Annotated in this window: 22 protein-coding genes; 21 read left to right on the forward strand and 1 reads right to left on the reverse strand. The window is 61.6% G+C overall.

Annotation, left to right across the window (positions count from 1 at the left end; translation table 11 throughout):
• The first annotated feature begins 42 nt into the window (after positions 1–42).
• The 13 genes from PGB28_RS03610 to PGB28_RS03670 all read left to right on the forward strand — a co-directional run bounded on the left by PGB28_RS03610 (position 43) and on the right by PGB28_RS03670 (position 12,547).
• Entirely contained in the window at positions 43–306 is a 264-nt protein-coding gene (locus PGB28_RS03610; protein WP_271420116.1) for a sarcosine oxidase subunit delta, read from the forward strand.
• Positions 303–3,227 carry a sarcosine oxidase subunit alpha family protein gene (locus PGB28_RS03615; protein ID WP_271420117.1) on the forward strand — a complete coding sequence of 975 codons (2,925 nt, stop codon included), beginning with the start codon at positions 303–305 and terminating at the stop codon, positions 3,225–3,227. Before PGB28_RS03610 ends, PGB28_RS03615 begins: the two co-directional genes overlap by 4 nt.
• Positions 3,220–3,804 (forward strand): sarcosine oxidase subunit gamma, encoded by a 585-nt coding sequence (locus PGB28_RS03620; RefSeq protein WP_408636207.1) that lies wholly within the window; start codon positions 3,220–3,222, stop codon positions 3,802–3,804. The genes PGB28_RS03615 and PGB28_RS03620 overlap by 8 nt, the downstream gene beginning before the upstream one ends.
• Positions 3,805–3,851: 47 nt before the next feature.
• On the forward strand, positions 3,852–4,139 hold the full coding sequence (locus PGB28_RS03625) for a hypothetical protein (protein WP_271420118.1): 288 nt from the start codon (positions 3,852–3,854) through the stop codon (positions 4,137–4,139).
• A 107-nt stretch (positions 4,140–4,246) separates the two neighbouring features.
• A complete protein-coding gene (gene dnaG / locus PGB28_RS03630) occupies positions 4,247–6,211 on the forward strand; it encodes a DNA primase (RefSeq protein ID WP_271420119.1) in 1,965 nt (654 codons plus the stop codon).
• A gap of 113 nt (positions 6,212–6,324) precedes the next feature.
• Positions 6,325–8,310, forward strand: a complete 1,986-nt coding sequence (gene rpoD, locus PGB28_RS03635) for an RNA polymerase sigma factor RpoD (RefSeq protein WP_271420120.1) — start codon at positions 6,325–6,327, stop codon at positions 8,308–8,310.
• A gap of 64 nt (positions 8,311–8,374) precedes the next feature.
• Positions 8,375–8,698: a hypothetical protein gene (locus PGB28_RS03640; RefSeq protein ID WP_271420121.1), complete on the forward strand. Its 324-nt coding sequence runs from the start codon at positions 8,375–8,377 to the stop codon at positions 8,696–8,698.
• Between the two features lie 121 nt (positions 8,699–8,819).
• Entirely contained in the window at positions 8,820–9,074 is a 255-nt protein-coding gene (locus PGB28_RS03645) for a type II toxin-antitoxin system Phd/YefM family antitoxin (RefSeq protein WP_271420122.1), read from the forward strand.
• Positions 9,071–9,328 carry a Txe/YoeB family addiction module toxin gene (locus PGB28_RS03650; RefSeq protein ID WP_271420123.1) on the forward strand — a complete coding sequence of 86 codons (258 nt, stop codon included), beginning with the start codon at positions 9,071–9,073 and terminating at the stop codon, positions 9,326–9,328. Before PGB28_RS03645 ends, PGB28_RS03650 begins: the two co-directional genes overlap by 4 nt.
• Before the next feature lie 57 nt (positions 9,329–9,385).
• Positions 9,386–9,658 (forward strand): HlyU family transcriptional regulator, encoded by a 273-nt coding sequence (locus tag PGB28_RS03655; protein ID WP_271420124.1) that lies wholly within the window; start codon positions 9,386–9,388, stop codon positions 9,656–9,658.
• Between the two features lie 14 nt (positions 9,659–9,672).
• Positions 9,673–10,089: a secondary thiamine-phosphate synthase enzyme YjbQ gene (locus PGB28_RS03660; RefSeq protein WP_271420125.1), complete on the forward strand. Its 417-nt coding sequence runs from the start codon at positions 9,673–9,675 to the stop codon at positions 10,087–10,089.
• Between the two features lie 94 nt (positions 10,090–10,183).
• Positions 10,184–10,930 carry a DUF1353 domain-containing protein gene (locus tag PGB28_RS03665; RefSeq protein WP_271420126.1) on the forward strand — a complete coding sequence of 249 codons (747 nt, stop codon included), beginning with the start codon at positions 10,184–10,186 and terminating at the stop codon, positions 10,928–10,930.
• 57 nt (positions 10,931–10,987) lie between these two features.
• On the forward strand, positions 10,988–12,547 hold the full coding sequence (locus PGB28_RS03670) for a zinc-binding metallopeptidase family protein (protein ID WP_271420127.1): 1,560 nt from the start codon (positions 10,988–10,990) through the stop codon (positions 12,545–12,547).
• Between the two features lie 42 nt (positions 12,548–12,589).
• Here PGB28_RS03670 and ileS read toward each other — a convergent pair whose 3' ends face one another.
• Positions 12,590–15,556, reverse strand: a complete 2,967-nt coding sequence (gene ileS, locus PGB28_RS03675) for an isoleucine--tRNA ligase (protein ID WP_271420128.1) — start codon at positions 15,554–15,556, stop codon at positions 12,590–12,592.
• A 464-nt stretch (positions 15,557–16,020) separates the two neighbouring features.
• Here ileS and PGB28_RS03680 point away from each other — a divergent pair, with 464 nt between their 5' ends.
• The 8 genes from PGB28_RS03680 (at position 16,021) to PGB28_RS03715 (ending at position 25,059) form a co-directional block, all read left to right on the forward strand.
• Positions 16,021–16,773, forward strand: a complete 753-nt coding sequence (locus PGB28_RS03680; protein ID WP_271420129.1) for a LytTR family DNA-binding domain-containing protein — start codon at positions 16,021–16,023, stop codon at positions 16,771–16,773.
• A gap of 303 nt (positions 16,774–17,076) precedes the next feature.
• Complete coding sequence (acs, locus tag PGB28_RS03685; RefSeq protein WP_271420130.1) at positions 17,077–19,230, forward strand: acetate--CoA ligase; 2,154 nt, start codon at positions 17,077–17,079, stop codon at positions 19,228–19,230.
• Positions 19,231–19,235: 5 nt separating this feature from the next.
• Entirely contained in the window at positions 19,236–19,919 is a 684-nt protein-coding gene (locus tag PGB28_RS03690) for an adenylate kinase (RefSeq protein WP_271420131.1), read from the forward strand.
• Between the two features lie 136 nt (positions 19,920–20,055).
• Positions 20,056–20,313 carry a DUF4212 domain-containing protein gene (locus PGB28_RS03695; protein ID WP_271420132.1) on the forward strand — a complete coding sequence of 86 codons (258 nt, stop codon included), beginning with the start codon at positions 20,056–20,058 and terminating at the stop codon, positions 20,311–20,313.
• Positions 20,314–20,330: 17 nt separating this feature from the next.
• Complete coding sequence (locus PGB28_RS03700; RefSeq protein WP_271420133.1) at positions 20,331–22,118, forward strand: sodium:solute symporter family protein; 1,788 nt, start codon at positions 20,331–20,333, stop codon at positions 22,116–22,118.
• Positions 22,119–22,289: 171 nt separating this feature from the next.
• Entirely contained in the window at positions 22,290–24,113 is a 1,824-nt protein-coding gene (locus PGB28_RS03705) for a DUF294 nucleotidyltransferase-like domain-containing protein (RefSeq protein WP_271420134.1), read from the forward strand.
• Positions 24,114–24,119: 6 nt separating this feature from the next.
• A complete protein-coding gene (locus PGB28_RS03710; RefSeq protein WP_271420135.1) occupies positions 24,120–24,632 on the forward strand; it encodes a hypothetical protein in 513 nt (170 codons plus the stop codon).
• A 31-nt stretch (positions 24,633–24,663) separates the two neighbouring features.
• Positions 24,664–25,059, forward strand: coding sequence for a response regulator transcription factor (locus tag PGB28_RS03715; protein WP_271420136.1), 396 nt, complete (start codon positions 24,664–24,666; stop codon positions 25,057–25,059).
• Position 25,060: the final 1 nt, after the last annotated feature.

A 25,060-nucleotide genomic window follows, 5' to 3' on the forward strand; every position in this document is an offset into this window, starting at 1 on the left:
TTTCGGAACTTGCCATATCCGACCGAGAGCGGAGATCACCCCATGCGCATAACCTGTCCGATCTGCGGCGAACGCGACATTCGCGAATTCACTTATCAGGGCGCGGCGGTGGCGCTCGACCGCCCTGATCCCGAGGCGGGCGACGAGGCATGGGATCATTACGTGCATTTGCGCGAAAATCCCGCCGGGCGCACCCGTGATCTCTGGTATCACTCGGGCGGCTGCTCGGCCTGGGTCGTGGTGACTCGCGATACCGTCACCCATGAGGTCTTTGACACAGAGCTTGCCGAGGAGGCCAAGGCATGAGGATTCCCGGCAAGGGCCTGATTGACGAAACCCAGGTTTCGTTCCGTTTCGATGGCCATGCCTATGAGGGGCGGGCGGGTGACACGCTGGCCTCGGCGCTTCTGGCCAATGACGTGCGGCTCATGGCGCGGAGCTTCAAATATCACCGTCCGCGCGGGCCACTGACCGCTGGCAGCGAAGAACCCAATGCGCTGGTCACCGTTGGCGAAGGCGCGCGGCGTGACCCGAATGTGCGCGCCACGGTGCAAGAGGTCTATGACGGGTTGGTGGCCCGGTCACAGAACGCGTTCCCGTCGACCAGCTTTGACGTGATGGCTGTCAATGACCTGCTCTCACCCTTCCTCTCGGCGGGGTTCTATTACAAGACCTTCATGTGGCCGCGCGCCTTTTGGGAAAAGCTCTACGAGCCGGTGATCCGCCGCGCCGCGGGGCTTGGCGCGCTCTCGGGCGAGCCGGACCCGGACCAGTATGAGAAAGCCTTTGCCTTTTGTGACCTGCTGGTGATCGGGGCGGGGCCCACGGGCCTCATGGCGGCGCTGACCGCGGCGCGTGGCGGGGCCGATGTGATCCTGTGCGACGAAGACAACCGCATGGGCGGGCGGCTTCTGGCGGAAAACGAAGAGATTGGCGGCATGCCCGGCCATGTCTGGGCCGAAGAGGTTCTGGACGAGCTGCGCGACATGGAGAATGTCCGCCTGATGACCCGCACCACCGTGACCGGGGCCTATGATCAGGGCACCTATGGCGCACTGGAGCGGGTCCGCCATCACCGCCCGCGGGGACCGCTGCCGAAAAGCTGTTTCTGGCGCATTGTGGCAAAGCGTGCCGTGCTGGCCGCAGGGGCGCTGGAACGCCCCGTCGCCTTCCGCAACAATGACCGCCCCGGCGTCATGACCGCCGGCGCAACCCGCGCCTATCTCAACCGTTGGGGCGTGGCGGCGGGCAAGTCGGTTGTCGTCTTCGGCAATACCGATGACACCCACCGCACAGCGCGTGACCTGATCGCCGCAGGCGTGCATGTGCCCGTCGTGGTGGACAACCGCCATGACGCTGAGCCACAGGGCGATTACCGCGTGATTGCCGGTGGCCATGTGGTCAATTCCAGCGGGCGGCGCGGCGTCGAGGCGGTCGAGGTGGCCCATGCCAACGGCCGCCGCGAAAGCTTTGCCTGCGAGAGCCTCGCCATGTCCGGCGGCTGGAACCCTTCGGTGCATCTGGCCTGCCACATGAATGGCCGCCCGGTCTGGAACGACGCCATTCAGGCCTTTGTCCCCAAGCCCGGCATGATCCCCGGTATGACAGCGGCAGGGGCGGCGAATGGCACCTTCAGCACCCATGGCTGCCTGGAAGACGGGCAGCAGGCGGCGCTGGACGCGCTCTCTGACCTGGGTCGCAAGGCAGAGGCCGACACGCTGCCACCGGCCGGAGATGCGCCCTATCGCATCCGTCCGCTCTGGGCCGTGCCGGGCAGGGGACGCGCCTGGCTGGATTTCCAGAACGACGTGACGGTCAAGGATGTGAAGCTGGCCGCGCAAGAGAATTTCCGCTCCGTCGAGCATATGAAGCGCTACACCACGCAGGGCATGGCCACCGATCAGGGCAAGAATTCCAACGTGGCCGCTTTGGCCGTGCTGGCCGACGCCACGGGCCGCGCCATCGAGGAAACCGGGACAACCACCTTCCGCCCGCCCTATACCCCGGTGCCGATTGCGGCGATGGGCGCGGGCGGCGGGGGCATTGGCTTTGCGCCGCAGCGGTTCACAACCTCGGATGCCGCCGCCCGCCAATCCGGCGCGCCGATGATCGAGGCCGGGCTGTGGTACAGGCCATCCTATTTCCCCAAACCGGGTGAAACCACCTGGCGGCAATCCTGCGACCGCGAGGTGCGCATGGTGCGCGACGCGGTGGGCATCTGCGATGTCTCGACACTGGGCAAGATCGACATTCAGGGCCCGGATGCCGGGGCTTTCCTCGATTTCGTCTACACCAACATGTTCTCCACGCTGAAGGTTGGCCGCACCCGTTACGGGCTGATGCTGCGCGAGGACGGGCATGTGATGGATGACGGCACCACCGCGCGGTTGGGCGCGCATCATTACCTGATGACCACCACCACCGCCGCCGCCGGTAACGTCATGAAACATCTCGATTTCGTGTCCCAGGCGTTGCGCCCGGATCTGGATGTGCGCTTTACCTCCGTCACCGAGCAATGGGCGCAGTTTGCCGTGGCGGGGCCGAAATCGCGCGAGCTTTTGCAAGGGTTACTCGATGCGTTCACGCCCGAGGATTGGCCCTTCATGGCCTGTGGCGACATCTCTGTCATGGGCGTCAAAGGCCGCCTGTTCCGCATCTCTTTCTCTGGCGAACACGCCTATGAAATCGCCGTGCCCTCGCGCTATGGCGACAGCCTCTACCGCGAACTCATTGCCCGGGCCGAAACGCTGGGCGGCGGGGCTTACGGCATGGAGGCGCTCAATGTCATGCGGATTGAGAAAGGGTTTATCACCCATGCGGAAATCCATGGCCGCACCACCGCATTCGACATCGGCATGGAGCGGATGGTGTCGGACAAGAAGGACTGTATCGGCAAGACCATGTCGGAACGTCCGGGCCTGATGGACCCGATGCGTGAACAGCTTGTGGGCCTCAAACCCGTGGGCGCGGTGAAACAGCTCACCGCCGGGGCGCATCTTTATAACGCAGGGGAAGAGCCGGTACGTGAAAACGATCAGGGCTATATCACCTCGAACTGCTATTCGCCGACGCTCGACACGGTTCTGGCGCTGGGTTTCCTGAAAAATGGCCGTGCGCGTCACGGCGAAAAGATCCGCATGGTCGACAGCCTGCGCGGGCTGGATGCGCTCTGCGAGGTGTGTGACCCGGTATTCCTGGACCCCAAAGGGGAGAAGATGCGTGGCTGAGCTCAAGGCAAAAACCCCGTATGAAACCGTCACCGGCGGGGCCTCTGGCCCCGAACGGATGGAGGTCACGCCCTTTGTCGCGGTCGAGGTCGATCCCGGCGCGCTCACCTCGCTTGCCCCCTACAAGGGGCAGGCGAAGGCGCTGTCGACGGCGCTGGAGGCGGCGCATGGCATGGGATTGCCGAAACCGAACCGCATGACCGGCAAGCAAAGCGCGCAGGCGCTGTGGTTTGGTCGCGACATGGCGCTGTTGATCGGCCCTGCGCCGGATGCATCGCTGGCTGCGCATGCTGCCGTGACCGATCAATCCGACGCCTGGAGCGTTGTTGAGCTGAGCGGGCCGGGGGTGGACGAGGTGCTGGCCCGGCTGGTGCCGGTTGACCTGCGCGGACATGTGTTCAAACGCGGTCACACCGCGCGCACGCTGGTCGGCCACATGTCGGCCTCGGTGACGCGCACCGGCGCGGACAGCTTCCGCATCATGGTCTTCCGCTCCATGGTCAAGACGCTGTTCCGCGAGTTGCACCACGCCATGATCGGCGTTTCCGCGCGCAGAGAGGCGGCGGGGGCTGGATGAAGCGGCGCTGATGGCCTATCTCCCCCAGACAACCGAGGGAGTCGCCAATGCGTTTTGTACTTGTCACCTGTTTTGCCCTGTTGCCCGCCGCCGGGATGGCGGCCAATGCCGATTGTGCCGTGCTGGGGGATATCGTCACCTCCGTGGCGCTGGAGCGCGCGGGCGGCGCGGAGATGAATGACGCCATGATTGCCGTTGCGGAAAGCTATACGGGCGACAAGGAGCGGTTTGTTCCGGCGATCCCTCTGCTGGCCGATTGGGTCTATACCCTGCCGGAGGACCAGCTTACCGCCGAGGCGGGCACGGCCTATCAAAAAGCCTGCGAAGCGCAGTGATGCAATGCGCCGATTTCTTCAAAGGAAATCGGACCGAAATCTTTTGAAGATTTCGTTAGTGCGTGGCGGGACTCGACTCTGACCTTGGCTGGCCCAATATAGGTGTCATGAGCTTGCCCCCCGGATTCCTTGATGAGTTGCGCAACCGTGTGTCCCTGTCGGACGTGGTCGGCCGCAAGGTCATGTGGGACGCCCGCAAGAGCAATCAGGGCAAGGGCGACATGTGGGCGCCTTGCCCCTTTCACCACGAAAAAACCGCGTCTTTTCACGTAGATGACCGCAAGGGCTTCTACTATTGCTTTGGTTGTCATGCCAAGGGGGATGCCATTTCCTTTATCAAGGACACGGAAAACGTGGGCTTCATGGAGGCGGTGGAAATCCTCGCCGGTGAGGCCGGGATGGAAATGCCCGCCCGCGACCCGCAGGCCCAGCAAAAGTCCGACCGCCGCACCCAGTTGACCGAGGTGATGGATCACGCAGTTCAATTCTTCCGCCTGCAACTCAAGACTGGTGCCGCCGCAGAGGCGCGGACCTATCTGCAAAAACGCGGGCTGAAACCTGAAACGCTGGAGCGGTTCGAGATCGGCTTTGCTCCCGATCTGTGGCAGGGGCTTTGGGATCACCTGATCGCCAAGAACATTGCGCCCGACCTGATCCTCGCCTGTGGATTGGCGCGGGAAAAGGGCGACCGGCGCTATGATGTGTTTCGCAACCGCATCATGTTCCCGATCCGCGATGCGCGCGGGCGTTGCATCGCTTTTGGCGGGCGGGCGATGGACCCGAATGACAATGCCAAATACCTGAATTCGCCGGAAACCGAGCTTTTTGACAAAAGCTGGAACCTCTACAATCACGGCCCCGCCCGCGAGGCTGCGGGTAAGGGCCTGCCGCTGATCGTGGCTGAGGGCTATATGGATGTGATCGCGCTGGCCGAGGGTGGTTTTCCCGCCGCCGTCGCGCCGCTTGGCACCGCCGTCACCGAGCATCAGCTGCAGATGATGTGGCGCATCGCCGATGAGCCGATCATCGCGCTGGATGGCGATACGGCGGGGCTGCGCGCCGCGCATCGGGTGATCGATCTTGCGCTGCCGCTGCTGACCGCCGGTAAATCGCTGCGCTTTGCGCTCATGCCACAGGGGATGGATCCCGATGACCTGCTGCGCGCCAAGGGGGCGGGGGCGGTTCAAAAGCTTCTGGATGAGGCGCTGCCCATGGTGCAGCTGCTCTGGCGGCGCGAGACGGAAGGCAAAGTCCTGGACAGCCCCGAACGCAAGGCCGCTCTGGACAAGGCGCTGCGCGAGGTGATTGGCCGTATTCAGGATCCGTCGATCCGTGGCCATTACGGGCAGGAAATCAAGGACCTGCGCTGGCAGCTGTTTCGCGGCAACCGCCAGCCTGCGCAAAACCGCCGCCCAATGGGCGCGCGGGGGCAGGGCGGGCGCGGCCAATGGCAGGCACCACCGGTGCCCATGCCGGACACCAAGGCGTCCTTTCTGGCCGCCGCCGATGAGCATGTGTTCATTCGATTGCGCGAAGCGGTGATCCTTGCCACCGCTGTCACCGCGCCGGAACTGGTGGCGGAATTTGAACACGCGATCGAACTTTTGGAGTGCGCGGACCCGGAACGCGCCGTGCTGCGCGACCTGATTCTGCGCCATGCCGATCAGGGAAAAGAGGCGTTGCATAGCGAAATTGAGCGCGCGATGGGGGGGCAGGCCCTTGAAAATCTGCTTGGCGCGCGCCATGTCGCCATCATCCCTTGTATTCGCAATCCCGGCGATCCCGATATGGCCCGCGCCACGCTGGCCGAAGAAATCGCAAAACTGACCACATACAAGGGGTTGCAAGCCGAGGTTCAGGAGGCGGAGGAGGACCTTGATCATCTGGCCGACGAGACGGTGACATGGCGGCTTGGACAGGCGGCTCAGGCGCGCAACCGCGCCCAGCATGGCAGCCAGGAAGACAAGACCGAATATGAGACCGGACCGAACGGCGCCCTCTTGAGCCGAAGAGAACGCAGCGCACTGGATGCGTTGCTGGAACAGATCAACACCACCAAGCCAAAGCGCTAATTCGACTTTTGGTGAGGAATTGGTAAAGAAAAAAGGGTAAACGGGTGCGCGAATCACTCAGATTCGTTAATGATTCGAAATCCGAATCACCCGCCCCGGACGAGGAGCATCGCATGGCCGCCAAAGACACCGACGATCAGAAGAATGACGCCAACGAAGATGTCTCGCTCGATATGAGCCAGACTGCAGTCAAGAAGATGATCGCCGAGGCGCGCGAGCGTGGCTACATCACCTACGATCAGCTCAACCAGGTGCTGCCCCCCGATCAGGTCAGTTCCGACCAGATCGAGGATGTGATGTCCATGCTCTCGGAGATGGGTATTCAGGTCACCGAAGAGGAAGAGGACGGCGACGAGGACGAGAACAAAGGCTCGACCGAGCTTGTGGATGCGTCTTCGAACAAGGAGGTTGCGCTCTCTTCCGGCACGGCCGAGAAGCTGGACCGCACCGATGATCCGGTGCGCATGTACCTGCGCGAAATGGGCTCTGTTGAACTGCTGAGCCGCGAGGGCGAGATCGCCATCGCCAAGCGGATCGAGGCCGGGCGCAACACGATGATCGCGGGGCTCTGCGAAAGCCCGCTGACCTTTCAGGCGATCACCATCTGGCGCGACGAACTTTTGTCCGAAGACATTCTGCTGCGCGATGTGATCGATCTGGAAACCACCTTTTCCGGTCAGATGGACGAGGATGGTGCGGTCGGCGAGCCGGTGGTCGAAGCCGCGAACGTGACCAGCGCGCCGAAACAGGATCAGGGCCCCGAGCTTGACGCCGACGGCAACCCGATTGCCAAGGACGATGACGACGACGATGACGATGAACAGGCCAACATGTCGCTTGCCGCGATGGAGGCCGCGCTCAAGCCGCAGGTGCTTGAGATGCTCGACCGCATCGCCGAGGATTACGTGCAACTCTCCGAGATGCAGGACAGCCGAATTTCCGCCACGCTGAACGAGGACGGTTCGTTCTCGGCGGCGCAGGAGGAAATTTACCAGAAACTGCGCGGTGAGATCGTCGAACTGGTGAACGAGCTTCACCTGCATAACAACCGGATCGAGGCGCTGATCGACCAGCTTTACGGCATCAACCGCCGGATCATGTCGATTGACAGCTCCATCGTGAAACTGGCCGACCAGGCACGCATCAACCGCCGCGAATTTGTCGATGCCTATCGCGGTCGCGAGCTTGATCCCAACTGGCTTGACGAGATGGCGCAAAAGCCCGGTCGTGGCTGGCAGATGTTCATCGAACGCTCCACCGACAAAGTTGAGGAGTTGCGCTCTGACATGGCCCAGGTAGGGCAGTATGTGGGTCTCGATATCTCGGAATTCCGCCGCATCGTGCAACAGGTGCAAAAGGGCGAGAAAGAGGCGCGGCAGGCCAAGAAGGAAATGGTCGAGGCCAACCTGCGTCTGGTGATTTCGATTGCCAAGAAATACACCAACCGCGGGTTGCAATTCCTTGATCTCATTCAGGAAGGTAACATCGGGTTGATGAAGGCGGTGGACAAATTCGAATATCGCCGCGGCTATAAATTCTCGACCTACGCGACATGGTGGATCCGTCAGGCGATCACCCGGTCCATCGCGGATCAGGCGCGCACCATCCGTATCCCGGTACATATGATCGAAACGATCAACAAGCTGGTGCGCACCGGCCGTCAGATGCTGCACGAGATCGGCCGCGAACCCACGCCCGAGGAACTGGCCGAAAAGCTGCAAATGCCGCTGGAAAAGGTCCGTAAGGTGATGAAGATCGCCAAGGAGCCGATTTCGCTGGAAACCCCCATCGGCGACGAGGAAGACAGCCAGCTGGGCGATTTCATCGAGGATAAGAACGCCGTCCTGCCGCTGGATTCGGCCATTCAGGAGAACCTGAAGGAAACCACCACCCGCGTGCTGTCGTCGCTCACGCCGCGCGAAGAACGCGTGCTGCGCATGCGCTTCGGCATCGGCATGAACACCGACCACACGCTTGAGGAAGTGGGCCAGCAGTTCAGCGTGACCCGCGAACGTATCCGCCAGATCGAGGCGAAGGCGCTGCGCAAGCTCAAGCACCCGTCGCGGAGCCGGAAGCTGCGGTCGTTCTTGGATCAGTGAGGGAATAGAATTGCCGCGCCAACCGGAGACGGACGAGAACTCAAGGTTCCATTGGCAAGAAGGAATGAAGTACGCGCACGAGGGCATCAAATCCTTGATGCTTTTGAATGGCGTTTCCACCATTTCCGTTCTCACTTTCGTGGGAAATACAAGCAACGGTGACGACGTGCTTGTCTACGCAATGTTTTGTTTTGCGTTAGGTGCACTATCCGGCCCGATGGCCTTTCTTTTCGCTTACTTGACGCAGCTTCAGTATGGAAATGAAAATTTCGACCTCGCTCTTAGGTTTCATAATAGCACTTACGCTTGCATTGCTTTCGGCGTGGTGTTGTTCCTTTTCGGAATAGCTTTGGCCGGGTGCTCATTTATACAGCTTGGGCAACAATGAGCTAAAGATGCTACAGGCGAACGTTTTATAGCGGCAAAACGCCGTCGCTCAAGGCCAGTAGGGTGAGCATTTTTGCCCACCACCTCTTGCATGAATGTACCCCATTGCGTACATTCATGCCATGAAACACACGTCCTCTACCGACCTGCGCAAAAACCTCTCGGCCATGATGGACCGTGTCACAGCGGATCATGAGCCGCTGCTTGTCACCCGTGTGGGCGGTGAGCCTGTGGTGATGATCTCGCTTGAGGATTACGAGGCGATGGACGAGACCAGCTATCTTTTGTCCAATCCGGCCAATGCACGAATGCTTCGCGAAGGCATCGCACGCTTGAACAACGGCGAGTTTATTGAGCGCGAACTGATTGAAGAATGAGGCTGGCTTGGGACCCGGTTGGCTGGGATCATTACCTTTACTGGCAAAAAACTGACAAGAAAATTCTGAGCAAGATCAACGCCCTGATCAAGGAATGCCAGCGCCACCCTTTTGAAGGCACGGGCAAGCCCGAGCCTCTGCGTGGTGACCTTTCCGGCTTCTGGTCGCGCCGGTTCACCCATGAGCATCGCTTGGTCTATCGGGTTCGCGACGGGGTGCTTGAGATTGTCGCCTGCAGGTATCACTATTCCTGACAACCAGGGCAGGGCCGATCACCTGCCACGACCGACAATGCGTGAGGGAGTAAATTTATGTCCATATTGAAACGCCTGTTTGGCGGCGGCGGTTCTGCCAAAACACCCGAGGCCAAGGCCGAAGACTATAACGGCTTTCGCATCATCCCCGAACCGATCAACGAGGGCGGGCAATATCGTCTTGCCGCCCGGATCGAAAACGCCGACGGCTCCAAATCCCATCACCTGATCCGCGCTGATATGATCCGCGACTATGATGATGCAGTCGAGGCCGCCAGCGCCAAGGCCCGCCAGATGATCGACCAGATGGGCGAGGGGGTCTTCGACTGACCCGCGCGCATCCCATGCAAACGACTTTCACCATCACCACCCAAGGCCAGGGCCTCTTTGAGTTCACCAGCGATGTCCGCCATTGGACCGAGGGCACGGGGCAACGCGACGGGCTGCTCACGCTGTTTGTCCGCCATACCTCGGCCAGCCTGCTCATTCAGGAAAATGCCGACCCGGAGGTCCAGACCGACCTGCGCGCCTTTTTCCATCGGCTGGTCCCGCCCACGACGGACCCGTCCATGTCCTATCTCACCCATACCTATGAAGGCCCCGATGACATGCCCGCCCATATCAAGGCGGCGATGATGCCGGTGTCGCTTTCTATCCCGCTATGCGATGGGCGGCTGGCGCTGGGCACGTGGCAGGGGATCTACCTGTTTGAACACCGAACTGCCCCGCACCGCCGCGAAGTCGTGGCACATCTGGGCTGAGAGCGGGGCGGAGGTCCGGTTTCCCGGACTTGTAAGGTCGGTATAATTTGCTAGGCTCAGGGCCTTCAGCCCCAACCATACCGGAGCCCGCCCCATGCCCGACGCAACCGCCAGTCCCGGCCGAACACGGCTCTGGATCGCGGGCGGAGCCGTGGCAGTGGCGCTAGGGCTTGGTGCGCGCGCCCTGATGATGCAGCCCGCCGAGGTGGCTGAGGCGAGTTGCCTCAACCGCAATGAGGATGAAGGCACTTGCGTATTTATCGGCGCGCCGCTGGAGATCGAGGGGCAGCCGGTCTTCCTGCCGCCCAAGCAACAGGCATTCTTTCCGCTCAAGGGGCAGCTGGCCTTTATCGATGCCGAGAAAAACATCTGGACCGCGCCGCCCAAGACGCTGACCGATGGGGCCACGATCCCGCGTCTTTTCGCACCGCTGATCGGGGATCGGCAGGCGCGTGAATACGTTCTGGCCGCGGCTTTGCACGATGCCTATTGCGGCATCGGCAATGACGGTCTTGAGACCTTTCATACCCGCCCATGGCATGACGTGCACCGCATGTTCTACGAGGCGCTTCTGGTCGGCGGCACCCCCCCGCACAAGGCCAAGATCATGTTCGCCGCCGTCTATCTGGGCGGCCCGCGCTGGGACGACCCCGACCGTTCGCTGGATCACGTGAGCGAAGAGGCCCTGTTGCGCGAAATGGAATGGTGCCTGATCTGGATTGACCGGGAGGAGCCCACAATCGAACAGATCGAGGCGTGGATGCAAAACCGCGAGGCCGGGTTGATCAATGGCACGCAGGCGGAACCGGATTGGGAGACATTGTTCAGCACCCGCGCGTAACCCGCTTGCCATGGGTCGCATGCGCGCGGCACTCTTGCGGCGCAACAGGAGGCGCGCATGCAGGACGATCCCATCATTCAGACAGCCATGACCACCGTGGACGGCTTGGCCCCGCGCCTGTCGGAATGGTGCGCGCAGATCTTTGATTTCGCTGAACCGGCCTGGCGTGAATACCGCTCTGCCGCGTGGTATGTGGCGCGGCTGCGCGAAGAGGGGTTCGAGGTCGAGGAAGGCTCGGGCGGCATGCCCACGGCCTTTTGCGCAGAATGGCGCAATGGTGATGGGCCGATGGTGGGCATGTATGCCGAATACGACGCTGTCCCCGCCAATAATCAGGCCGCCCGCCCGGAACAGGCCCCCCGCGATGGCATCAGCCCATTGGCGGCGGGCCATACCGATCCGCATTCCGCGCTGGGCATGGGGAGCCTTGGTGGGCTCTTGGCGACCAAGGCGGCGATGCAGGCGCACGGCATCAAGGGCGGGCTTCGGTTCACCGGCGAACCGGCCGAAAAGGTGCGCGGCTCCAAACCCATTCATGCCGCCCATGGCTATTACGACGGGTTGGACGCGATGCTGTCCTTTCACCCGTTCTACATGCTGCCGCTTTGCAATACCGTGCGCTGGGACACCCAATGCGGCGCGGCCTATTCGATGATTTTCCGCTTTCGCTGTGACGCGCCCGAAACATGGGGCGCGCGCGATGGCGCGCCGATCCCGCAAAGCCATTCCGATATCCGCGCGCCGGGGGCCAATGATGCGTTGATGCTGATGTATCAGAACGCCCGCAGCCTGCGCGACGCCATGCTGCCCCATCGCGGCGGCTGGTCCGTGTCCGAGGCGATCCTCGCCACCGGGCAGGCCACGGCGGACAATCTGCCCGCGTTGCAGGCGGATATCCAATACATGATCCGCGTGCCGGATCTGGACATGGCCGAACAGATCACCGCGCAACTGACCCGCGTGGCGGAGCAGGCGGCGGCGTTGACCGGGTGCACTGTCGAACGCCATTGGGTCTGCAAATCCCGTCCCGGCCTGACCAATCATGTGATGGCGGATGTGGTCTGGGAGGCGCTGCAGGCCGTAGGGCCGCCGGTTTGGGATGAGGACGCGCTGGAGATCGCCCGGCAGGTCCAGCGCGCCTCCGGCGGGGCGGGGGACCCTGATCCGCTCATCCCGGACTGCACCGCGCTCATCCCGCCTCAGGAGGCCGAGGCGATCCTGCGCCGTGATCTGCCGCCCGCGCAGATGAACAGCACCTCGGACGATTACACCGACATGACATGGCATTGCCCCACGGCGCGGTTCTACATCGCGCGGCCCGCCTTGCGTGGTGGGCCATATCCACCCTGGGCGATGAACGCGCTGGGCGGTATTCCGGCGACCATTGATCCCACCGTGGTCACCGCCGCCAAGGTGCTGGCGCGCGCCGCGCTTCGGGTTCTGACGGATGAGACAACGCGCGCAACGGCTTGGGAAGAATTCAATAATCGCACAGGAGGTGGCGTCGGCGGGACGGATCACATTCCGCCGCTCTGCGACTATCCCGCGCCCACGGGCTTTGCCTGGCCGGAATATGTGGAGACGCCGCGCGGGCGTGACTGGCATTTGCCGGGGTAGGTTTCCCGGGCGGCGCGAACCGCCCGGAAGCTTGTGATCACATCAGCCCAGCGCGTCGTTGCAACGCTTGCAGGTGCCTGCATGCGCGTGCTGCCCCACATCGGGCAGGATTTTCCAGCAGCGCTGGCATTTCTCGCCTTCGGCCTTCTCGAACACCACCCCGACACCTTCGACCTCGGGCAGGCGGAACGCCTCGGAGGGCAGCGGATCGCCGGTCAGGTAGAGGCCCGAGGTGATGCAGATATCGTCGAAATTGACCGATTTCAGCGCCGCCAGCATGTCCGCATCGCGCACATGCACCACCGGCGCGGCCTCAAGCGAGGCACCGATCACCTTGTCGGTCCGTTGTACTTCGAGCGCGGCGGTGACGACACGACGGGCACGGCGCACCATGGCCCATTTCGACGCCAGCGGCTCGTCCAGCCAATCGGCGGGGGTGGCGGGGATATCGGTCAGATGGACCGAGCTCTCATCCCCCGGGAAGCGCTCCAGCCAGACCTCTTCCATGGTAAAGACCAGCACCGGCGCAAGCCATGTGGTCAGGCGGTGGAACAGGATATCCAGCACCGTGCGCGCGGCGCGGCGGCGGTCTGTGTCACCATCGCAATAGAGCGCGTCCTTGCGGATGTCGAAATAGAAGGCGCTGAGTTCCACGGTGGCAAAGTTGAACAGCTGCTGGAACACGCCCTGGAAATCATACTCGTCATAGCCCTTGCGCACCACATGGTCCAACTCGGCCAGACGATGCAGCACCCAGCGCTCCAGTTCCGGCATCTCGGCCGGGTCCACCCGGTCACCCTCGTCAAAATGCGCCAGTGCCCCCAGCATGAAGCGCATGGTGTTGCGCAAGCGGCGATAGCTGTCGGCCACGCCTTTGAGGATCTCCGGCCCGATGCGCAGGTCGGCGGTGTAATCCGCCTGTGCCACCCAGAGCCGCAGGATATCCGCGCCGTATTGCTTGGTCACATCCTCCGGGGCCACGGTGTTGCCCAGCGATTTGGACATCTTGTTGCCCTTTTCGTCGAGCGTGAAGCCATGGGTCAGCACGCCGCGATAGGGCGCGCGCCCCCGCGTGCCACAGGCCTGCAGCATCGAGGAATGGAACCAGCCGCGGTGCTGGTCGGTGCCTTCGAGGTAGAGATCGGCCAGCCCGTCCTCGGACCCATCCTCGCGATCGCGCAGGACAAAGGCATGGGTCGAGCCAGAGTCGAACCACACGTCGAGAATGTCGAACACCTGATCCCATTCTTCCGGGTCATATTCATTGCCCAGGAACCGCGCCTTGGCCCCCGGCTTGTACCAGGCATCCGCGCCTTCTTCCTCAAAGGCGTTCAGAATACGGGCATTGACCGCCTCGTCGCGCAGCAGGAAATCGGGATCGGTGGGCAGCGCGCCCTTTTTGGTGAAACAGGTGAGCGGCACACCCCAGGCCCGTTGACGTGACAGCACCCAGTCGGGCCGCGCCTCGATCATCGAATAGAGCCGGTTTCGCCCGGTCTGCGGCGTCCATTTCACCAGTTGGTCGATGGAATTGAGCGCGCGTTCGCGGATCGTTTTGCCGAACTCGTCCTGATCGTCACCCACTTCGCGGTCGATGGCGGCGAACCATTGCGGCGTGTTGCGGTAGATCACCGGGGCCTTGGACCGCCAGCTGTGCGGGTAGCTGTGCGTCATGCGCCCACGGGCAAGCAGCCCGCCCATTTCGACCAGCTTGTCGATCACGGCGGTATTGGCCTTGTCTTCCTTGCCCTTGTGATTGAACACGCGCAGCCCGGCAAAGAACGGCACATGGGGCAGGAATTCGCTTTCCTCGCCCACATTATGGGTCATCCGGTCCATCCAGTTGCGGGCAACGAACGCCTCGTAGTCTTCCTGACCATGGGAGGGCGCGGTGTGCACGAAACCCGTACCTGCGTCGTCGGTGACGTGATCGCCGTCGATCATCGGGACCTCGTAGTCCCAGAACCCGTCGGCGCCATCCGCCCCATGGAACGGGTGCTTGAGCGTCAGCGCGGCCAGTTCTTCGGGCGTGACATCGCGCAAGCGGCGATACATGCCGTCTTCAAGCCGCGCTTTGGAGAGCGCGTCACCCGCCAGCGCATCGGCAAAGATATACTTGTCGCCGATCCGCGCCCAGCATTCCTCGGGCCGGCCCGTGACTTCATAAAGGCCGTAAGCGATGCCCTTGCCGAAAGCGACCGCCTTGTTTGACGGGAGGGTCCAGGGGGTCGTTGTCCAGATGACAACCTTGGCAGACAGCAATCCTTCAACTTTTGACTTGAGTTCTGGAACGTCCACGATCTCATCCGGCCAAGAAAGTTCGTTTGCCGAGTTTGGATCCACCCGGAACGGCACCCAGATCGTGTGGCTCTTGTGGTCGTGATATTCCACCTCTGCCTCGGCCAGCGCGGTTTTCTCGACCGGTGACCACATGACCGGCTTGGAGCCCTGATAAAGCGTGCCGGTCATCAGGAATTTCTGGAACTCTTCCGCGATGATCCGCTCGGCGCGGTAATTCATCGTCAGATAGGGGTTCTCCCATGTGCCGGTGATGCCGAGGCGCTTGAACTCGTCGCGCTGGATGTCGATCCAGCCCTCGGCAAACTTGCGGCATTCCTGACGGAAGGTGACAACATCCACCTCGTCCTTGTTCTTGCCCTTGGCGCGGTATTGCTCCTCGATCTTCCATTCGATGGGCAGCCCGTGGCAGTCCCAGCCGGGGATATAGCGTGCATCGCGGCCCATCATCTGCTGCGAGCGCACGACCATATCCTTGAGGATCTTGTTCAGGGCGTGACCGATATGCAGGTGGCCGTTTGCATAGGGGGGGCCGTCATGCAGGGTGAACGGTTTCCTGTCGCCTGCCTTCTCCCGCAGCCGGTCATAGATGCCGATCTTTTCCCAGCGCTCCAGCCATGCAGGCTCGCGCTTGGGCAGGCCCGCGCGCATCGGGAAATCGGTTTTGGGAAGGTTCAGCGTGTCTTTGTATTCAGGTGTGTCGGCGCACATATCGGGCGTCCTTGTCAGGTCGTGTGATGTGGGAAAATGTGGGCGGCGCGGTGGTCCATACGCCTTGTCCCGGCGGCTCGTGGTGTCAGAGCGCCGGGCATATAATTCGAATAATGATCGCAAAGCGTGTCATCTTGCCCGCCTTATAGGCGCGGGCGGGCAGGGCGTCCAGAGGGTGTGGCGATTGGCCAAATCACCCGGGAAACAGCGGCGGTGAGGACAAAAAAGGCTGGCAAAGACCGGATCACTCAGCCCGACCATTGCCAGCCATTTTTTTCAAATGCACCGGGGGACCCGGCAGCGCTCTGGTGATCGGGCATAGCCCAAATGCGAGCTGAAATATGACACGCCCCCAGAATACTTGTGACGTGATGTGAGATTGACTTGAGTCTACCTCCGCGCGCAAACTGGTTTTCGTTAACAATGCCTGAATTTCGTGAAATGGCGGGGGAGCAAGTTTCACGATGCGTCAAATTTTCGACCCTGTTCAGTGGGACCGGAAGATTCTGGTGTTCTTCGCCGGGGTGATCCTGCTCGCGGTTCTGGGGCCGTTCGGGACATATGAAAGTCTGGGGTTTGCGGAGCGGCTGGTCTATTGGGTGATCGTATTTTCCGGGGTCGGCTTTTTCATGCATGTGATCCTGACCACCTCGCTCAAGGCGCACTGGCTGGCCGCATTGCCTCCGATTGCACGGCTTGGCGTCGGCGCGGTGCTGGCCGGGCTGCCGGGCGCGGCGGTGGTGATCTTTGTGCATGGTGTCTTCCTGCCGCCGCTCATATCGGCCGATACACTGCCAGTGATCTGGGCGCAGGTGACGGCGATTGGCTGGATCGTAGGTGCGGTCGAGTTTCTGGATTGGGGTCGTACATCCGACGACACGCCGCAGCTCATCTGTACCCGGTTTCACAAACGCCTGCCGCCGGAGCTGGGTGACGACATCATTTCGATCTCGATGCAGGATCACTATGCCGAGGTGACGACCACGCTCGGCACGCATATGGTGCTGATCCGGCTGGCGGACGCCATGGAGGAGTTGAGCGACGCGGAAGGCGTACAGCTTCACCGTTCGCATTTCGCGCTTGTGTCCCATCTGCGCGAGATCCGGCGTCACGGGGCCAAAATGCGCGTGGTCCTTTCCGATGGTCGGGAGCTTCCGGTCAGCACAACGCATGTTGACGAGGTGCGCAGCGTGCTGAAAAAGCGCAAGGCGCACTGAGGATGTGATCACAAATAAGCCTGTTTTTGGGCCTGTTCCGCCGGATTTCACGGTGCGCAGGGCGCTTTGATCCGTGGAGTCTTTGCGGGCAGGGCGATTATCGGGTTTTGCGCGCCGATTTTCAGGACGTGATCACAAAAGACTCTGTGATTGCACGCCGCACGCCCCACGTGCCGATTCCGCCCAGATTTCTGTAAGTTTCCCTAAGGGCAGCGAATATGTCGCAGCGCAGAAATCGGCTCGGTTTCAGGTTTCGGACCGCAAAAATTTACCTGTAGCGCTATCAGTAGTTCTGGGTAGTCAATGGGTAATGCGCTGATAAAAAACAGATATTCTTTAAATTCAGGGGGAAATTTACAACTTTTCACTCAGTTTTGTGGATTTCTTTACAGAACCACACCCTGCGTCAGGGCGTCCAGCGGTATTTTCAAGGCAGCAAGTATAAAGTCTGCCTCGAGACTGAACCAATTCAGGCGGAGGAGTGCCGTCGGTTCGGAGAATATCGCGAGGAAAAGGGGGAGCTTCATGCCCAACGACCAAACCACCCGCCAGTACCACATCGACGCCGCCAAATACGACGAGATGTACGCGCAATCCGTGAACGACCCCGAAGCCTTCTGGGGTGAACATGGCAAGCGGATCGACTGGATCAAGCCCTATACCAAGGTAAAAGATGTCAGCTTTGCTCCCGGCGACATCCACATCAAGTGGTTTTACGATGGCACCCTGAACGTCTCCGCCAACTGTATCGACCGCCACCTCGAAACCCGCGGCGACCAGACCGCGATCATCTGGGAACCGGATGAGCCGGGTGAAGAGACGCTGCACATCACCTATGATGAGCTGTCGCGCCGCACCAACCGGATGGCCAACATCCTCAAGGACATGGGCGTCGGAAAAGGCGACCGCGTCATCATCTACCTGCCGATGATCCCCGAAGCGGCCTATGCCATGCTGGCCTGTGCCCGTATCGGCGCCATTCACTCCATCGTTTTCGCCGGTTTCTCGCCCGACGCTCTGGCGGCCCGGATCAACGGTTGCGGCGCCAAGGTCGTGATCACCGCTGACGAAGCGCCGCGTGGCGGCCGTAAAACCGCGCTCAAGGCCAATGCCGACAAGGCGCTGGAAGGCTGTGGCGACGACGTCAAGGCTCTTGTCGTGCGCCGCACCCATGGCGATGTCGCCTGGAACGACGCCCGCGATTACGATTACAACGCGCTGGCTGTGAAAGCTTCCGAAGAATGCGCCCCCGAAGAGGTGAACGCCGAGGATCCGCTGTTCATTCTCTACACCTCGGGCTCCACCGGCCAGCCCAAGGGCGTTGTACACTGCTCGGGCGGCTATCTCGTCTATGCGGCGATGACCCACGAGCTGGTGTTTGATTACCATGATGGCGACGTCTACTGGTGTACCGCTGACGTGGGCTGGGTCACCGGCCACTCCTATATCGTCTACGGCCCGCTGGCCAATGGCGGCACCACGCTGATGTTTGAAGGCGTGCCGACCTACCCGGATGCCTCGCGCTTCTGGCAGGTCTGCGAAAAGCACAAAGTGAACCAGTTCTACACCGCCCCGACCGCAATCCGTGCGCTGATGGGGCAGGGCACCGAGTATGTCGAGAAATGCGACCTGTCTTCGCTGCGTATCCTTGGCACCGTGGGTGAGCCGATCAACCCCGAGGCCTGGAACTGGTACAATGACGTGGTTGGCAAGGGCAACTGCCCGATCGTCGACACATGGTGGCAGACCGAGACCGGCGGCCACATGATGACCCCGCTGCCCGGCGCCCACAAGCTCAAGCCCGGCGCGGCCCAGCGTCCGTTCTTTGGCATCCAGCCGCTGGTTCTGGAGCCCGCATCGGGCGAAGTGATCGAAGGCGACGATGTCGAGGGTGTTCTGGTTATCGCCGACAGCTGGCCGGGCCAGATGCGCACCGTCTGGGGCGACCACGAGCGTTTCGAGAAGACCTATTTCTCGGATTACAAGAACTACTACTTCTCCGGCGACGGCTGTAAGCGCGACGCGGATGGCGAATACTGGATCACCGGCCGTGTGGACGATGTGATCAACGTCTCCGGTCACCGTATGGGCACCGCGGAAGTGGAAAGCGCACTGGTGGCGCATCCCAAGGTCGCCGAGGCCGCTGTTGTGGGCTACCCGCACGAAATCAAGGGCCAGGGCATCTATTGCTACGTCACCCTGATGGCGGGCGAAGAGCCCTCGGATGAGCTGACTAAGGAGCTGCGCACCTGGGTACGTCAGGAAATCGGTCCGATCGCATCGCCCGACCTGATCCAGTGGGCCCCGGGCCTGCCGAAAACCCGCTCGGGCAAGATCATGCGCCGCATCCTGCGCAAGATCGCCGAGAACGACTATGGCGCGCTGGGCGACACCTCGACCCTTGCTGATCCGTCGGTTGTCGATGATCTCATCGAAAACCGCATGAACCGGGCCTGAGAGACATGGACGGAGCAACGACCATGACAAGCCCCGCCGTTCTGATCCTTCTCGGCCCTCCGGGCGCCGGGAAGGGCACCCAGGCCCGCATGCTCGAAGACAAATTCGGGCTGGTCCAGCTGTCCACCGGGGACCTGCTGCGCGCAGCTGTTGCGGCGGGCACCGAGGCCGGTAAACGCGCCAAGGCCGTGATGGAAGCCGGTGATCTGGTGTCTGACGACATCGTCATCGCCATCCTGCGCGACCGCCTGACTGAGGCCGATTGCGCCAAGGGTGTGATCCTTGACGGTTTCCCGCGCACGACCGTGCAGGCCGAAGCGCTGGACACGCTGCTCGAAGAGAGCGGCCAGAAAATCAATGCCGCGATTTCCCTTGACGTGGAAGACGCGGCAATGGTGACCCGGATTTCGGGTCGTTTCACCTGTGGCAATTGTGGCGAAGGCTACCACGACACGTTCAAGGCTCCGGCCAAGGACGGCGTGTGCGACAAGTGCGGCGGCACCGAGATGAAACGCCGGGCAGACGATAACGCCGAAACGGTCGCCTCGCGGCTTGAGGCGTATCACGCACAGACCGCCCCGCTCATCGCGTACTACGATGGCAAGGGCGTTTTGCAGCGCGTGGATGCAATGGGCGATATCGACGCCATTGCCAGCGCGCTGGGAGAGATCGTCGCCAAGGCTCAATAGGGCCGGACGCGCACGACATTCCAACCGGCAACGCGTTGGAGCCCGTGGGACGCATGCCAGCGCCCCACGGTCAGGGAAGGTGCGTCCTGATCATGAGGGTCTGGACGCAAGAGAGTGAAACGAGGGGAGAACCGCTATGTCGGAAAACTCTGATAACAACAGCTACTGGTCGGCGAATATTCGCCTGATCCAGATCTGTCTGGTGATTTGGGCACTTGTGTCCTTTGGGTTCGGCATCCTGCTGCGCCCGATGCTTTCGGGCATCGCAGTCGGTGGCACGGACCTGGGCTTCTGGTTTGCCCAGCAAGGCTCGATTCTGGTCTTTCTGGCGCTGATCTTTTTCTACGCCTGGCGGATGAACAAACTCGACGCCGAACACGGCGTTGAAGAGTAATTGGGAGCACATGACTGATGGACCAGTTTACCATTAACCTGCTGTTTGTGGGCGCGTCCTTTGCGCTTTACATCGGCATCGCGATCTGGGCCCGCGCGGGCTCCACATCGGAATTCTACGCCGCCGGTCGCGGCGTTCACCCGGTCACCAACGGTATGGCGACGGCTGCTGACTGGATGTCGGCTGCATCGTTCATCTCGATGGCGGGCCTCATCGCCTTTACCGGCTACGACAACTCGACCTTCCTGATGGGTTGGACCGGTGGTTACGTGCTTCTGGCGCTGCTGCTTGCTCCTTACCTGCGTAAGTTCGGCAAGTTCACCGTTTCGGAATTCATCGGCGACCGTTTCTACAGCCCCACTGCACGTTTGGTGGCGGTGATCTGTCTGATCGTGGCGTCGGTGACCTACGTGATCGGTCAGATGACCGGCGTTGGCGTGGCCTTTGGCCGCTTCCTCGAAGTGTCGAACGAAACCGGCCTGTTCATCGGCGCCGGCGTTGTGTTCGCCTACGCCGTGTTCGGCGGCATGAAGGGTGTGACCTACACCCAGGTGGCTCAGTACTGCGTTCTGATCATGGCCTACACCATTCCGGCCATCTTCATCTCGCTGCAGCTGACCGGCAACCCGATCCCGGCCCTAGGCCTGTTTGGTGACCACGTTGCTTCCGGTGAGCCGCTTCTGGCCAAGCTGGACCAGATCGTGCGCGAACTGGGCTTCAACGAGTATACCGCACACCACGCGGATACGCTGAACATGGTGCTGTTCACCCTGTCGCTGATGATCGGTACTGCCGGTCTGCCGCACGTGATCATGCGCTTCTTCACCGTTCCCAAAGTGTCCGACGCCCGTTGGTCCGCTGGCTGGACGCTGATCTTCATCGCGCTGCTGTACCTCACCGCACCTGCGGTTGGCGCAATGGCCCGTCTGAACATCACCGAACAGTTCTGGCCGAATGGCACCTCCGGCGAAGCCGTGTCTGTCGAAACCATCGAAAACGATGAAGCCTATAAGTGGATGGGCACCTGGCAGAAAACCGGCCTGCTTGGCTGGGAAGACAAGAACGGCGACGGCAAGATCCAGTACTACAACGACGCCAATGCAGAGATGCAGGAAAAAGCGGCAGCCAATGGCTGGGAAGGCAACGAGCTGACCAACTTCAACCGCGACATCCTCGTTCTGGCCAACCCCGAGATTGCCAACCTGCCGGGTTGGGTCATCGGTCTGGTCGCTGCGGGTGGTCTTGCGGCTGCTCTGTCGACCGCGGCTGGTCTGCTGCTCGCGATCTCCTCGGCTGTGTCCCACGACCTTCTCAAAGGTCAGCTGACACCGAACATGTCTGAGAAGAACGAACTGCTGTCCGCACGGATTTCAATGGCGGTTGCCATTGCTGTGGCCACCTATCTGGGTCTCAATCCTCCGGGCTTTGCGGCGCAAACCGTGGCTCTGGCCTTTGGTCTTGCCGCTGCCTCGATCTTCCCGGCGCTGATGATGGGTATCTTCTCGAAGACCATCAACAACAAAGGTGCGGTCGCTGGTATGCTTGTCGGTCTGGTTGTCACCTTGGTCTACATCTTCCTGCACAAAGGTTGGTTGTTCATCCCGGATACAAACAGCTTCACCGATGCTGATCCGCTGCTTGGCACGATCAAATCCACCTCCTTCGGTGCCGTTGGCGCGCTGCTGAACTTCATCACGGCTTACTTCGTGTCGAAAGCAACCGCTCCGGTTCCGCAGGAAATCCAGGACCTGGTCGAAAGCGTCCGCATCCCCAAAGGTGCCGGTGCTGCCGTCGAAGGCCACTAAGACATGATGCGGCCCGGTGTGATCACCACATCGGGCCGGGTTTTTCGGCGCGCGGGGACATCCCCCGCGCGCCGTTTCAGTTTTCTTGTCCGGCTTGATCCAGAGCAAGGACAACGCAGCGTGCAAACCGCGAAAAGTGCCACAAGTTTCAAATGATTACACGAGGCCCTGATGGGACATGATCTGACCGGCATTCGCAGTTTCCTGCAATCGGTGCACCCCTATGACAGCCTGTCCGAAGACACGCTCGACACCGTACTGGACGGTTTCCAGATCCTGAATTTTCCCGCCGGTGAGCCGATCTACGATCTCGATGAGCAACTGGCCGGGCTTTACCTGATCGTCTCGGGCGAGGTGGCGATCACCGATCCCAACGGCGTGCAGGTCTCGGCGCTGGGGCCGCGCAATTCCTTCGGTGAACGCGGGCTGCTGCGCGAGGGCCGTTCCGTCACAGCCGCGCGCGCCAGGACCGAAAGCAAGCTGCTGCTGCTGCCCGCAGACGTGTTTGAGCGGTTGATGGACAAGGAACGCGCCTTTGCCCGCTACTTTGACCGCGCCCGCCCCAAACGTGCCGGCACCGCCGATCTGGCGGAAATGCGCGTCTCTGACCTGATGGCCCCCAATCCCTTGTCCTGCCCGCCCGAAACATCGGTGCAGGCCGCCGCCGCCATGCTGCGCGATGCGCGGGTGTCGTCCATCGGGGTGGTCGAAGACACGCGGCTGGCCGGTATCCTGACCACCCGCGATTTCACGACCAAGGTTCTGGCCGAGGGTCTGCCGGGCGAGACGCCTGTGTCACAGGTCATGACCCGCGATCCGCATTCCCTTGGTCCCAACGACCTTGGCTCGGACGTGCTGCAGATGATGCTGGAACGCAAGATCGGCCATGTGCCGATCACCGATAGCGGACGCTTCAAAGGTATCGTGACCCAGACCGACCTGACCCGGCATCAGGCGATCAGCTCTGCCGTGGTCATCGGCGACATCGCCCATGCCGAGACGGTTGAGGAACTGACCGGCTATACCAAGCTCATCCCGCAGGTGCTGGCGCAGCTTGTGGCCACGGGCAAACCCCATGACGTGGTGACCCGGTTGATCACCGATATCGGAGACGCCGTCACCCGACGCTTGCTGAAGATGGCCGAGGATGAGCTGGGCGCGCCGCCGGTGCCGTATCTCTGGCTGGCCTGCGGCTCTCAGGGGCGGCGCGAACAGACCGGTGTGAGCGATCAGGACAATTGCCTGTTCCTGCATGATGATTTCCGCCCCGAACATGACACCTATTTCGCCGCGCTGGCGAAATTCGTCTCGGATGGGCTGGATGCCTGTGGCTATTTCTATTGCCCCGGCGACATGATGGCTACGAACCCGCGCTGGCGGCAGCCGCTGCGCGTCTGGCGGGATTATTTCTCGGGCTGGGTGGCCAAGCCGGATAACGAGGCGCAGATGTTGGCCTCGGTCATGTTCGACCTGCGCCCGATCTCGGGCGATGACGACCTTTTCACCGGGCTACAGGCCGAGACGCTGGCCATGGCGTCGCGCAATTCGATCTTTGTCGGTCACATGGTGTCCAACTCGCTCAAACATGTGCCCCCCTTGAGCCTGCTCAGAGGCTTTGCGACATTCCGCTCGGGCGAGCATAAAAACACCATCGACCTCAAGCATAACGGCGTTGTGCCGGTGGTCGATCTGGGCCGCATCTATGCGTTGCAGGGTCGGCTGGAGCCCGCAAACACACGCGCGCGTCTTCTGGCTGCGCGGGACCGGGGCGTGATTTCCGAAACAGGGGCCAAGGACCTGATCGACGCCTATGACCTGATCGCGCATACTCGGCTGGAACATCAGGCCCACCAGATCAAGCACGGGCAAAAGCCCGACAACTTCATGGCCCCGACCTCGCTGTCGGATTTCGAACGCGGCCATCTGCGCGATGCTTTCGTTGTCGTGCGCACCATGCAATCCGCCATCGGCCAGGGCCGGGGCACATTGGGATAATCACTCATGTTCTATGAACTTCTCGCCACAGTTTTTGCCGGTTTCGCAGGCGGCGGTATCGCCTATCTGCTCAGCTGGATCACGCGCGGGATGTTCCCGAAATCACTGGTTCTGGCGGGGGCCGCCGTGGCGATGATCGGGTTTTCCATTCTCAATGAATACAATTGGTACCCCCGCTCCGAGGCGCAATTGCCCGAGGGCGTCGTGGTGGTGGCCACCCATGAAAGCAAGGCCTGGTACCGTCCCTGGACCTATATCCAGCCCTTCGTGAACCGGTTCATCGCGGTGGATACCGGATCGGTCCAGCGCAATGAGGATGTGCCCCAACAACGCATCGCCGATATCTACCTGATGGAGCGCTGGCGCGCGTCCCATGCGCTTAAGATTGCGGTGGATTGCGACCGCCCGGCACAGGCGCGGCTCTCGGACGTGACCTATGCCGAAGACGGCACGATGCAAAGCGACCGTTGGGAGGCGCTGAGCCCGGATGACCCGCTGACGAAAGCGGTCTGCGGTTGACACAGACCACCCCTGAGGAGGAGGGGAGCCTATGACGGAGGAGACCAAACCAGCCCGTATTCTGCTGGTCGAAGACGAGGTGAATATCGCCCTTGCCCTGACATTCCTGATGCAGCGCATGGGCCATGACGTCACCCATATCGAAAACGGCCGCGAGGCGCGGGATGCGGTGGCCGACATGGCCCCCGATCTGGTGTTGCTGGATGTGACCCTGCCCGAAGTGTCGGGCTACGAGATCTGCCAGCATATCCGCCAGACCCCGGCGCTGGACGGCACAAGGGTGCTGGTGCTGACCGCGCGCGGCGCGGATGTGGAGCGGCGCAAGGCGCTGGCGCTGGGTGCGGACGGGTTCATGTCGAAACCCTTCGAGACCGCGGAATTACAGGCCCGCGTTTCCGAGATGTTGTCCAAGCCTAGGGAGAGTTAAC

Origin of the sequence: Primorskyibacter aestuariivivens (assembly GCF_028023675.1) — a bacterium.
GTDB lineage: Bacteria > Pseudomonadota > Alphaproteobacteria > Rhodobacterales > Rhodobacteraceae > Marinovum > Marinovum aestuariivivens.